Origin of the sequence: Nonomuraea endophytica, assembly GCF_014203235.1 — a bacterium.
In the GTDB taxonomy this organism is placed as follows: domain Bacteria; phylum Actinomycetota; class Actinomycetes; order Streptosporangiales; family Streptosporangiaceae; genus Nonomuraea; species Nonomuraea endophytica.
Genome location: NZ_JACHIN010000015.1, coordinates 27,692 through 39,732, shown reverse-complemented (window position 1 = coordinate 39,732; position 12,041 = coordinate 27,692). Strand labels below are relative to the sequence as shown.

Sequence of the window (12,041 nt, the reverse complement as noted above, 5' to 3'; positions counted from 1 at the left end):
CCCTGTGCCTCCTCGGCCTGGGTCTTGCTGTTCTGGGGGTTGGGGATCTTGGGGTGAACTCTGGCGTTCGGGGGTGCGTATCTTCGCGCATGACGACATTTACGCGGCTGACCATCTGCGGGATCGCTGTCGCGCTGGCCGCGGCCTGCTCGCCGGGTGATGGGTCCGGGGGCGGTTACGTGGCCGCCGCCAAGAACCCGCTGCCCGTGGCGCTCACCGTCGAGGAACTCGCCGCCAAGGTCGACTGCAGGCCGAAGATCCAGATCGACGCCACCGAACTCCGGCAGGGTCACTGCAAGACGGGCGACGGCGAGTTCTTCCTCACGACGTTCACCACCCAGGAGGGCAAGGACGCCTGGATGGACACCGCGCCCGAGTACAACCCGCACCTGGTCGGGCACCTCTGGACCGCGCTGTCCACCCGCAAGGTGCTCGACCGCATCAGGAAGCGGCTCGGCGGCGACCTCCATCTCAAGGATCACCGCACGCAGACGCCCACGCCGTCCCCCTGACCGTTTCGTCACCCCCACGGACGACCGCCGGGCCGGTGTGGCGGCACCGGTCCGGCGGTGGCTCACCAGTGCCGCGCGACCAGGAGGTACTGGGCCAGAACCTGGCCAGGCGTGGCGATCCGGTCAAGGAACATGAGGCTGTCCATCCGGCAGTTGCAGGGGTTGCCTTCGCGGTTGTTCTGCGGGTAGCTGCCTCCGATCTTGATGCCGCGCGGGTCGGTGGGTGAGGCGAGGTCGGGTTCGGGCGGGCCTTCGATCGTCCACGGGTCGCCGGTCAGCGTGTAGAAGCCGGAGAGCGGGCGGCCGTTCTTGTACAGGCGCATGGTCGCGGTGTCGTAGTCGAACGTGGCCGCCAGGAACACCCACTCGCCCGGCGGCAGAATCTCCTGCCATGGCCGATCTGCCGCGAACGTCTGCGAACTGCCGCCGTCCACCCGCCGCCCGAGCGCCACGACCCGCATCTCGCCGTTGACCGTGATCAGCTCCAGCAGTGCGCGTACGTCGTGGCCCTGCGAGTTGCCGCTCAGCACCCCGGCCAGGCCGATCGCGCCGTAGAAGTCGTCCGGGTTGGCGGAGTTGGAGTTCGGGCTGGGGTTCTGGCCGGTCATCTTGAACCAGCCCATGATGGTGGCGCCCCGGACGGCGTTGAAAGCGTTCAGCGTGGGCACGCCGGTGGGGGAGTAGACGCCCGCCTTCCAGTCGTCGCTGCTCACCGTCGTGGGGCTGACCTGCCGCACCTGCACGGAGGTACGGCTGCCGCGATGCGCGCCGTCCTGTACCCGCATGTCGGCTCCGCCGTTGACCAGGGTGATGCCGGTGCCGGAACGTCCCCGGTCCTGTTCCACGGCCGGGTTGGCGGGGTCGGGGTGCTCGAAGTCGTAGTGGGCCACCAGGTTGCGCCGCAGACTGGGCAACACAGTGGGCCACCCCCACCCCTTCCCAGCCGCCTCCACCCGCGCCGCCTCAACCTCAGCCTCGACCGCTTCTACCTCGGGTGAGGCCGCTTCGGCCTGGGGTTGGGTCGCTTCGGCCTCGGTTGTGGCCGCTCCAACCTCAGCCACGGTTGCCTCCGGCCAGGCCTTCGCCGAGCCGGCCTCGGGTTCGCCTGCCGCCTCCCGCCTGCCCGCCCCGGTCCCGGAGGCTGCTCCGGTTCTGGAGGTTGCCTCGGTTGCCGAGGTTGCCCCGCGTGCTGCGGGGTCGGTGGATGCGGGGTTTCCCGCCGCGCGGGGAAGCCGCGTGGCAGCAGCCGTGCCGGAGAGCCGCGTGGTGATGGTTGTAGCGTCGCCGGACAGCTTGGTGGCGGCAGCCGTACCGGACAGCTCGGTGGCGGCAGCCGTACCGGACAGCTTGGTGGCGGCAGCCGTACCGGACAGCTTGGTGGCGGAGGCCGCGCCGGAGAGAGGGGTGGTCAGGGCGGTGGTGAGGAGGAGGGTCGTGCCGACGGACAGATGCCGAAATCTCATGACGGGAACTCCCAGCGAGCACCCGTGATCTTCCAGATCTTGCCGTTCGCCTTGGACAGCACGTACAGCTCGCAGTGGCCGTCGCGGCCGAAGCGCAGGTCGACGCGGTTGCTTCCGGCCAGGTCCTTCATCGTGACCAGCTGGCCGGTGGCGGCGTCGCGGAGTTTGGGCTCGTACATGACCGCGCGGTCCTTGCCCCGGCGCATCTTCGAGGCGTACGTGAACCAGATCCGCCCGTCCACGATGTCGCCGAACACGTACTTTCCGTACAGGAACGGCAGGCGCCAGCTGCGGTAGACCAGCCCGCCGACCACCGCGTGCCCGCTGTCGGCCGTGCAGGGGAGGCCGGGCGGCGGGTCGTGGTCGTATGCGGCGACCGGGTAGGTATAGCCGTATTGAGCGTCGTCCGCGGGCAACGTGTACAGGTTGCAGCGGTCTTCCCTCTTGAAGACGAACGACCCTTCGCGCACGCTCCAGCCATAGTTGTCACCCGCGCGCACGTCATAGATCGCTTCGATCTCGTGTTCGCCGATGTGGCCGAGGAAGAGACGGTTCGATCCGGCCGGGTCCCAGGAGAAGCGGTGCGGGTCGCGCATGCCGTACGCGTAGATCTCGCCGAGCGCGCCCGGCTGGGTGACGAACGGGTTGCCGGCCGGGATGCCGTATTTGCCGTTCGCGCTGTTCGTCCCGGCGGGGTCGATGCGCAGGATCTTGCCCTGCGGTATGCCCAGATCCTGGGGGTTCGTGGTGGTCACGCCGCGTCCGCCGTCGCCGGCGGCCACGTACAGCAGACCGTAGTCGGGGTCGCGGCGGCCGGCCGTGGGGTTGAAGTCGATCTGCTGGATGCCGTGGACGTTGCTGCCGAACCCGAGGCGCAGGACCTCGCGGCGGGTGCCCTCGAAGGTGCCGGCCTTGGGGTCGGTGGCCGTCCATTCGTCGATGACCCCGTGGACGATCGAGTTCGGCTGCGGCGTCAGGTCGGGCGTCTTCGTGGTGAGCGCCGCGCCGGCCTCGGTGTGGACGGTGTAGAACTTCCCGTTCCTCGCGAACTCCGGATGGAACGCCACAAACCCAAACCCACTCCCCAGCCCGCGGCCAGAGATGAAGTCCGGGGCGAACGTGGCGCCGACATCCAGATACTCCTGCCACGTGCCCTTGTCGCGCAGGTACAGCTTGCCGTTGAGATCGTTGACGAACATCCTGCCCGAACGGTCGGGCACCTGGCCTAAGTAGTTGATCCGCGCCCACCTGACCAGGCGCTGGTCCGTCGGGGTCGGCACCGGCTCCGTCTTCGGGAACTGCGCGAACTCCTCCAGCGTGAGGGTCAGCGCCGACGGGGTCGGGTTCTCGGGGATCGGGTCGTCGACGGGCACGTCGGGCTCCGCCACCGCCGGAGTCGTCGCCAGGACGGTCACCAGCAGCGCGGCGGCCAAGGTTCGGAGGGGTTTCACGGTCATGGCATCACCAGAGGGGGTTGAGGGTGGTTTCTGGGGGTTTCGGGCGCTTTAGGGGCAGCGCTTTCTGGTACGGCACCGCGGTCTCGCCAGCCGGTGCCGTGCTCGGTCGACGGAGAATTGCCTGTGTTACTGGTTAGCTCGTGTCGGCCTGCTTGTGCTGGTCTGCTTGCGTTGCCTGTTGCCTGTTGCCTGTTGCCTGTTGGCCTGTTGGCCTGTTGGCCTGTTGGGGTTGCGTGTTGCCGGGTTTCCCTGCTGCGGCACCGCCCGCGCGCGTGCTTCCCGGCAGGTGCTTGCTCCGGACTGACTGTGCTGTTGTTGGCCCTTTGCAGGGCATTCCTGTGGTGCCCCACGCGCTCGTACCGGAAGGAAGCGGGTGCATGCGTTCTGCGGATGAGGATTCCTGGGGCGCATGCATGCGGCTGGGAGGGGTTTGGGGTCAGGAGTCGGCGTGGGTGGTGTCGTCGCCGGGGCCGCCGATGAGGACGTCGGTGCCCTGGGTGCCGTAGAGGTGGTCGTTGCCGGGGCCGGCGTTCAGGACGTCGGGGTCCGGCCCGCCGTACAGGGAATCGTCGCCGCGACCGCTGGACAGGACGTCACTGCCCGCACCCCCATAGACCTGGTCATTTCCCGAGCCGGTGAGCACCACGTCCCTGCCGTCGCCGCCGCAGACCACGTCATCCCCACCGAGCCCCCACACGAGGTCGTCGCCGCCGAGCCCGGAGACCACGTCGGCCCCCGAGGTGCCGGACAGCAGATCCCGCCCGTCGGTGCCCACGACGGTGGACGCCACCCCGGCGCAGACCGGTGTGCCCGTGAGCGCCATGTCCCGCATGCGGCCGATGTTGTCGAACGAACCGAACCCGACCCGGCCCGTGCCGAACGTCCTATCGGTGGCGGTCATGAGGGGCGTGGCCGAGCCGTCCATGTACACGGCTATCTCGCCGGTTGCCACGCAGTGCCGTACCCGCACCCGGTGCCACTGCGCGTCGGTGACGGCAGGCGGCGCCCCCACCTGCCCGTTCCACTGGTGATCGAGCCGCAGGCGATCCGCGTTGTTGACGACGAAGATCCCGTTGTGCGGGTAGATGGTGTTGTCCTGAGACAGATGCACGTAGTAGAACTGCGTGTCCGACCGGTACCCGAACACGATGATCACGTCCCGGTTGCTGACGCTGACCGGCGTGTCCAGTCGTACGGTCGCCTCGATCTCCACCGACGCGAACTCCGGCCCGACCGTGAGCACCGCGTACTCGAACGGCCGCCGCGGCCCCGGCCGCGCCACCCCCGCCTCGGCGAGAATGACCTGATTCCCGGGCAACCGCCACTTGGACGGCGTAACCGGCGCCCAGTTGCCGGCTCCGTTCACATTCCGAACCACAGCGCTGCCCGGATCACAAGCAGCATGGCCGGGACCGGCGGACACGACGCCCCCCGAATCGTTGGCGACAGCGGACCCCGGCGCGAGCATCGCCGCACCGAGCACAGTAGTGGTGGCCAGGGCACATAAGCGCACGCGAAGGGCCGACATCCGGATCCTCTCGGTCGAGTGATCGACGGTTGTTATTCGTAAGCGCTTCCGAAAGCGCTTACGTTAGCCTCCGGCCGAAGCGTAACTCGCCAAATCCCCCTGTCAATCCTTCACCCAACACGCGCCCCCCACCCCCACCCACCGCACCCCCCACACCACTCCCCGTAACCCCCCTTCCGCGCGACTAGCGTTCCCCGCCCTCACTCGCGTTCCCCGCTCCACCGCGCTCTCCGCTCCACCGCGCTCTCCGCTCCACCGCGCTCTCCGCTCCACCGCGCTCTCCGCTCCACACCGCTCCCCGCCCCCACCGCTCCCCGCCCCCACCGCGCCATTCGTGCTCCCTGTCCCACCGCCTTCACCACGTCACCCGTCGCACCGCGTCATCCCTCGCGCCGCTCCAGGTCTCCGCACACCCGCACCGTGCCGACGCGCCTTCGCGTCTGCATGCGTTGCCGTCAGATGGTCTCCGTGCCGTCTACAGCCAGTGCCGCGTGCTCAAGCGCCACCGGAGCCAGCGTCACCACGCCCTCGGCTGCTGCCTCGCCTGGTCCGGGTTCTTTGGGCATGCCTCAGCCGGTAGGACGCGCGTGTGGCGGCACGGCGCGTGGTTCGGTGAACCCGCAACCCGTTGACCTGGAGACCCGCTGGTCCGCTGACGCCGCGGCGGGTGGCGTGTGGGCGGCGCGTGGTGCAGCGGTCCGCATGCCCGCTGACGCTCGGAGACCCGCTGGGCGTCTGACGCGGCGGCGCGACGCGGCGCGGTGGGTGGTTGGGCGGGGTCTGGGGGGTGGGTTAGGGGTGGGGTGGGGCGGTGCTGGCTCGGGGGACTAGTTCGTGGGGGGTGCGGCGGCGGCGGGGGCGGGAGACGGAGGGTTTGAGGACGAGTTCGAGGGCCTGGCGGCCCATGCTGATCATGGGGAGGCGGATGGTGGTGAGGGCGGGGTAGACGTCGGCTGCGGCTGGGATGTCGTCGAAGCCCGCTACTGAGATGTCGTCCGGGACTCTGTGGCCGGAGCCCAGGAGCCAGGACAGGGCGCCTACTGCCATGGGGTCGTTCAGGGCGATTACGGCGGTTAGGTCGGGGTGGGCGTTCAGGAGGGTTGCCGCTGCTGCTGCGCCGCCTTCTCTGGTGAAGTCACCGGGGACTACCGGGACCGTGTGCCATGGGAGGCGGGCGGCGCCTATTGCCAGGCGGAGGCCGGCCAGGCGGTCCTCCACGGTGGTGAGGTTCGGGGGGCCGGACAGGACGCCTATGCGGCGGTGGCCCAGGTCGAGGAGGTGGCGCATCAGGGTGACGCCGCCGCTGAGGTTGTCGGGGAGTACGGCGTCCACGGGGAGGTGGTGGCGGCCGATGACGGCCACGCGGCCGCCCGCGTTGGTGAAGGAGCGGACTTCTGCGGCTATGTCGGTCTCTGTGCTGGCGTCTACGTAGCCTGATCCGGCCAGGACGATGGAGTTCACGCGGTGGGCCCGCAACGCGCGGATGCGGGCCAGTTCGGCGGCCGGGTCGCGTTCCGTCTGGCTGATCAGGGCCATGTAGCCGCGGGACTCGGTCTCACGCAGGACGCCGCGGGCGATCTCGCCGAAGTACGGGTCGCCGACGTCGTGGACGATCAGGCCGACGATCGTGGACTGTCCTCCGGCCAGGGCTCTCGCGTGGCTGTTCGGGACGTACCCGATGCGGTTGGCCACGGCCTGTACGTGCGCGGCGACCACGGCGCTCACCCCCGCCGAGCCGGTCATGGCCCGAGACGCGGTGGCCAGCGAGACCCCCGCGGCTCTGGCGACGTCGACGAGCCGTGGCGGAGCCGGACGATTGGCCATGGGCGCGCGACCCCCTTGTCCGCCGCTGAAACACGTGCCATCGTAACCGAAAGCGCTTACGAAAGCGCTTGCGTACGCCGGGAGGACCGGAAATGTCATATGTGCGCAAGGCAACGTTGGTTCTTGCATTATCGAGCTTGAGTATTTCCGCTTGTGCCAAGGCGGAGGACCAGCCCAGTGGTCAGGCGCCCACGACGGGTCCGGTGAAGATCGGCATCTCGCTCCCCCTGACCGGCGACTTCGCCGAGCCCGGCAAGGGCATCCAGGAGGGCTACAAGATCTGGGCCGAGCACGTGAACGCCAAAGGCGGGCTGCTCGGCAGGAAGGTCGAGCTGATCTTCCGTGACGACGCCTCCGACCCCAACCGCGTCACCTCCGACTACGAGTCCCTGATCACCCAGGACAAGGTGAACCTGGTCTTCGGCCCCTTCTCCTCCCGCCTCGTCATCCCCGCGGGCAAGGTCGCCGAGTCGTACGGCATGCTGTTCGTCGAACCGGCCGGAGCCGCCAAGGAAGTCTTCCAGCAGGGCTTCAAGAAGCTGTTCTACGCGGCGCCCGCCATAGCCGACGACCACTACAACTACCTGGCCGACTACCTCATCAAGCTGCCCCCGGACCAGCGGCCCAAGACCGCCGCCTACGCCAGCCTCGACGATCCGTTCGCCCAGGGCACCGCGTACGGCCTGCGCGACAAGCTGGCCGCCGCCGGGATCAAGACGGTGGCCGACGAGGTCTATCCGCCGGAGACCACCGACTTCTCGCCCATCGCCGCCAAGATCGCCCAGGCCAAGCCGGACATCGTCGTCGGCGGCACCCAGTTCGAGGACTCCGTCGGCCTGGTCCGCGCACTGCAGGAGCTCAAGGTCCAGCCCAAGCTGGCCGCCTTCAGCACCGGGCCGACGCTGCCCGAGTTCCCGGCGGCGGTGAAGGACGCGGCCGAGAGCGTCATCTCCCCGGTCGGCTGGTCGGCCGGATCGGGGTTCACCGGCAACGACGCGCTGGTCAAGACCTATAAGGACATGTTCGGCGGCGAGGCCAACGAGGACGCCGCCAACGGCTACACGGTCGGGCAGGTCGTGGAGGCGGCGGTCAACGCGGTCAAGTGCGTGGAGCCGAGCAAGGAGTGCCAGGACAAGCTCGCCGCCCACCTCCGCCAGGCCACCTTCGACACCGTGGTCGGCCCCCTGTCCTTCGACGACCAGGGGCGTCCTGAGCAGGCACACATGATCCAGCAGTACGTGAACGGCAAGGTCGAGATCGTGCTGCCGGAGGGCTCGAAGGCGCAGACGGCCAAGCTCGTGTTCCCGAAGAAGGAGTGGTGACCATCCACAATCCCATGGGACCTGGTGCAGCCGGGGGTCCTTTGCGCCTCGGGGTGTCGGACGGGAGTTCGACAGACCTGAGGGTGACGGACCTGGGGATGACGGACCTGAGGGTGACGGACCAGGGTCTGACGGACCGGGGTCTGACAAACCGGGGGATGACGGACCCGAGGGTGACGGACTGGGGTCTGACGGAGTCGCGGGTGACGGACGAGGGTCTCTCGGGCTGCGGGGGTCTGATGGGCCGGCCAAGGGTTGATGGACCAGAGGGTGATGGACCAGGGGTTGATGGTCGGAGGGCGGACAGGCCGTGGGCTTACGGGCCGCTGGGTGCTGGCGGGTCGTGGGGTGGCGGGGTGCTGGGTGCTGGCGGGTCGTGGGGTGGCGGGTCAGTGGGGGTTTGTGGGTCGTGGGGTGGCGGGGTGCTGGGTGCTGGCGGGCCTCGTGTTGGCGGGCCGTTGGGGGTTGGCGGGCTGTGGGGTGGCGGGGCGCTGGGGGCTCGTGGGGTGGCGGTTCGCGGGTCGGCGGGGGCTGGTGGGGAGGGGTGGTTGGACGGGGGTCGGGTTCGGGAGCAGTGGGGTGTGGGCTTGGGGGTTAGGGGTTGGTGGGGGAGGTGGGTGGTTTGACGTTGCTTTTGCAGGGGTTGGGGCTGGGGATCTTGACGGGTGGGCTTTATGCCTTGCTGGCCTCCGGCCTCTCCCTGTACTTCGGGGTCATGCGGGTCGTCATGGTCGCCCACCCCGCCTTCCTCTTCCTGGCCGCCTACCTGACCTACACCCTCCACACAGCCCTGGGCATAGACCCGCTGCTCACCATCCCCCTCACCGTCCCGGTCTTCTTCGTGCTGGGTGTGCTGGTCCAGCGCCTCCTGCTGGCCCGTCTGGCCGCCGACCAGGTCCAGATGATGTCTGTGCTGCTGACGTTCGGCCTGGCGCTGACGATCGAGGGGCTCCTGGGCACGATCTACACAGGCTCCTACAAGTCGGTCACCGTCGGCTACGACACGAAGAGTCTGACGATCGGAGCGGTCAGCCTGCCGTACGACAAGATCATTGCTTTTGGGGTGGCGGGGCTGACGCTGGCGGTGTTGTTCGGGGTGCTGGTGAAGAGCCGGTTCGGGCAGGCGTTGCGGGCGACGATTCAGCATCGGGAGGCCGCGCGGCTGGTGGGGATCAGGACGGATCGGGTCACGGGGTACGGGTTCGGCGTCGGGTTGGCGACGGCGGCCGTCGGGGGCGGGGTGCTGGCGTTGATCACGCCGTTCTTCCCGGCCTCGCACTGGGCGTGGATCGGCAAGCTCATGGCGATCATCGTGGTCGGCGGCCTGGGCAGCGTGGTGGGCGCGGCGCTGGCGGCCGTGCTGCTGGGCGTCGTGGAGGGCATGGTGCTGGTGACGGTCGACGCCACCTGGGCCACGCTCATGTTCTACGTCTTCCTGTTCCTGACGCTGCTGCTGCGCCCGCAGGGGTTCTTCGGAGGCCGGCTTGCGCACCGTTTCTAAGCTCCTCCTCCTCGCCGGTACGGCCGGCGCCCTCGCCTACCCCTGGCTGGTCCCGAACTACTACCTGGTCTACGCAGGGGTCCTGACGGTCATGTACGCCGCCATGGCCACCTCGTGGAACATCCTGGGCGGCTTCACCGGCTACGTCTCGCTGGGCCATTCGGCCTTCTTCGGACTGGGCGCGTACGGCACCGGCCTGCTGATCACCCGGGCCGGCATGCCGTGGGTCCTGGCGCTGCTGGTATCGGCGGTGCTGGTCACGGTGGCCGCGGCGGTCATCGGGGTGGCGGCGGTCCGGGTGCGCGGAGCGTCGTTCGTGATCGTGTCGATCGCGCTGGTGTCGGTGATGAACCTGCTCGTGCAGGGCTGGCGGTCGCTGACCGGCGGCGCCACGGGCCTGCAGGTGCCGGCGCCGTTCGAGCTGAGCAGGGGCCAGACGCACATGGTGTTCTTCTACCTGTTCCTGGCGCTGCTCGGCCTGGTGCTGCTGACCTGGTGGTTCATCTCGCGCTCGCGTTTCGGCGGCGGGCTGAAGGCGATCAGGGAGGACGAGGACAAGGCCGAGATGCTGGGCGTGCCGACGGCGGCGTTCAAGGTGGTGGCGTTCGCGGTGTCGGCGTTGTTCGTGGCATTGGCGGGCGGCCTGTACGCGGTCTGGTTCCGCTCGCTCGACCCGATCTTCGTCTTCTCCATCGTCAGCGGCGTCTACATGGTGCTGATGAGCCTGCTGGGCGGGGTACGCCACCTGTTCGGCCCGCTGCTGGGCGCGCTGATCATCGCCCCGGCGGGGGAGTACTTCCTCATCGCGCTCGGCGAGTCGCAGATCCATCTGACCGCGACCGGCGTGCTGCTGGTGCTGGTGGTGCTGTTCATGCCCGAGGGCATCGTGCCGAGGCTGGTCGGCCGGCCGAAGGGCGCCTCGATCAGGGAGGACACCGCCGAGCAACGCCTTCAGGAGGTCAAGGGATGAGCCTGCGAACCGAGGGGCTGGCGAAGGCGTTCGGCGGGGTCACGGCGGTGGACGGGGCCACCGTGGAGATCCGGGAGGGCGCGATCAACGGCCTCATCGGCCCGAACGGCTCCGGCAAGACGACGTTCTTCAACCTGGTCACCGGCCTGATCCGGCCGGACGCGGGCCGGGTGCTCTACAAGGGCAAGGAGATCACCGCCTGGTCGCCGCACCGCATCGCGCACGCGGGGCTGGGGCGCACGTTCCAGCTGTGCCGGATATTTCCGCGCATGACGGTGCTGGAGAACATGCTCGTCGCCGTCCGCCGCACCCGCCTGCGCGAACTGCTCGCGGGCAGCCGCAACGCCGCCGAGGTCGAGCGGGCCCGCCACTGGCTGCACAGGATGGGCATCGAGCACCTGGAACACGCCGAGGCGCGGCACCTGTCGTACGGCCAGCAGAAACTCCTCGAGCTGGCCGCGATCTTCATGGGCGACCCCGACCTGGTGCTGCTGGACGAGCCGGCGGGCGGCGTCAACCCGGCGCTGATCGACCGGATCGTCACGCTGGTGCGCGACCTCAACGCCGAGGGCAGGACGTTCCTGGTCGTCGAGCACAACATGGATGTGGTCATGGGCATGTGCGATCACGTGGTGGTCTTCGACCGCGGCGCCCCGATCTGCGAAGGAACCCCCGAGACGGTCCAGAGCGACCCGCGCGTGCTGGAGGCGTACCTAGGTGTCTGAGCCGCTCCTGTCACTCAAGGACATCACCGCGGGGTACGGCAGGGCCGCTCTGGTCCTGCGCGGCCTGTCGGTCACGGTCGAGGCGGGCCAGGTCGTCTGCCTGGTCGGCCCGAACGGCGCCGGCAAGTCGACCGTGCTCAGGGTCGCCAGCGGCCTGCTCGCCCCCCGCTCCGGCAGCGTCGTGCTGGCCGGCGAGGACGTGACGGGACGCTCACCCCAGGCGCTGCTGGACCGCGGCCTGTCGCACGTGCTGCAGGGACACAGCGTCTTCCGCGAGATGACGGTCGCGGAGAACGTCCGGCTGGGCGGCTACACCGTGCGCGACAAGGCCCGCCTGCGCGAGCGCGAGGAGGCGGTGAAGGAGCTGTTCCCGATCGTGGCCGAGCGGTGGGGCGGCATCGCCGGCCTGCTGTCGGGCGGGCAGCAGAAGCAGGTGGAGTTCGCCCGCGCGCTGATGCTGGAGCCCAAGGTGGTCCTGCTGGACGAGCCGTCCATGGGCCTGGACCCCAAGACCACGCAGACCGTCTTCGACCAGATCGACCTGATGCGCCGTGCCGGCGTGGCGGTCCTGCTGGTGGAGCAGAACGCCCGCCGCGCGCTGGAGATGGCCGACGTGGGCTGCGTTCTCGACCTGGGCGCCGTGCACATCTCCGGCCCGGCCCGCGAACTGGCCGCCGACCCCCGCCTGGGCGCCCTCTACCTGGGCGGAGCGGCCGCCCGAAACGGCCCGCAGGCGTGA

General features: G+C 69.4%; 10 protein-coding genes. 6 read left to right on the top strand and 4 right to left on the bottom strand.

Going from position 1 to position 12,041, the window contains the following annotated elements; translation table 11 throughout:
* Positions 1-89 precede the first annotated feature (89 nt).
* Positions 90-512 carry a hypothetical protein gene (locus HNR40_RS41635; protein WP_184971579.1) on the top strand — a complete coding sequence of 141 codons (423 nt, stop codon included), beginning with the start codon at positions 90-92 and terminating at the stop codon, positions 510-512.
* 62 nt (positions 513-574) lie between these two features.
* Here the strand turns inward: HNR40_RS41635 and HNR40_RS41630 are convergent, their stop codons facing one another.
* The 4 genes from HNR40_RS41630 to HNR40_RS41615 form a co-directional block, all read right to left on the bottom strand.
* Entirely contained in the window at positions 575-1,975 is a 1,401-nt protein-coding gene (locus HNR40_RS41630; protein ID WP_184971578.1) for a LamG-like jellyroll fold domain-containing protein, read from the bottom strand.
* Positions 1,972-3,432, bottom strand: coding sequence for a PQQ-dependent sugar dehydrogenase (locus HNR40_RS41625; RefSeq protein WP_184971576.1), 1,461 nt, complete (start codon positions 3,430-3,432; stop codon positions 1,972-1,974). The genes HNR40_RS41630 and HNR40_RS41625 overlap by 4 nt, the downstream gene beginning before the upstream one ends.
* Positions 3,433-3,868: 436 nt before the next feature.
* Positions 3,869-4,798, bottom strand: coding sequence for a calcium-binding protein (locus HNR40_RS57605; protein WP_184971574.1), 930 nt, complete (start codon positions 4,796-4,798; stop codon positions 3,869-3,871).
* A 954-nt stretch (positions 4,799-5,752) separates the two neighbouring features.
* The gene (locus tag HNR40_RS41615) at positions 5,753-6,784 is read right to left on the bottom strand and encodes a LacI family DNA-binding transcriptional regulator (protein WP_184971572.1); all 1,032 of its coding nucleotides are present in this window, start codon (positions 6,782-6,784) and stop codon (positions 5,753-5,755) included.
* Between the two features lie 203 nt (positions 6,785-6,987).
* Between HNR40_RS41615 and HNR40_RS41610 the strand changes: the two genes are divergently transcribed.
* From HNR40_RS41610 to HNR40_RS41590, 5 genes are all read left to right on the top strand, one after another.
* Complete coding sequence (locus HNR40_RS41610) at positions 6,988-8,106, top strand: amino acid ABC transporter substrate-binding protein (protein WP_221341481.1); 1,119 nt, start codon at positions 6,988-6,990, stop codon at positions 8,104-8,106.
* Between the two features lie 622 nt (positions 8,107-8,728).
* Positions 8,729-9,607 (top strand): branched-chain amino acid ABC transporter permease, encoded by an 879-nt coding sequence (locus tag HNR40_RS41605; protein ID WP_221341480.1) that lies wholly within the window; start codon positions 8,729-8,731, stop codon positions 9,605-9,607.
* Positions 9,591-10,577, top strand: coding sequence for a branched-chain amino acid ABC transporter permease (locus tag HNR40_RS41600; protein ID WP_221341479.1), 987 nt, complete (start codon positions 9,591-9,593; stop codon positions 10,575-10,577). The genes HNR40_RS41605 and HNR40_RS41600 overlap by 17 nt, the downstream gene beginning before the upstream one ends.
* Positions 10,574-11,302, top strand: a complete 729-nt coding sequence (locus HNR40_RS41595) for an ABC transporter ATP-binding protein (protein WP_184971566.1) — start codon at positions 10,574-10,576, stop codon at positions 11,300-11,302. Before HNR40_RS41600 ends, HNR40_RS41595 begins: the two co-directional genes overlap by 4 nt.
* The gene (locus HNR40_RS41590; RefSeq protein WP_184971564.1) at positions 11,295-12,041 is read left to right on the top strand and encodes an ABC transporter ATP-binding protein; all 747 of its coding nucleotides are present in this window, start codon (positions 11,295-11,297) and stop codon (positions 12,039-12,041) included. The genes HNR40_RS41595 and HNR40_RS41590 overlap by 8 nt, the downstream gene beginning before the upstream one ends.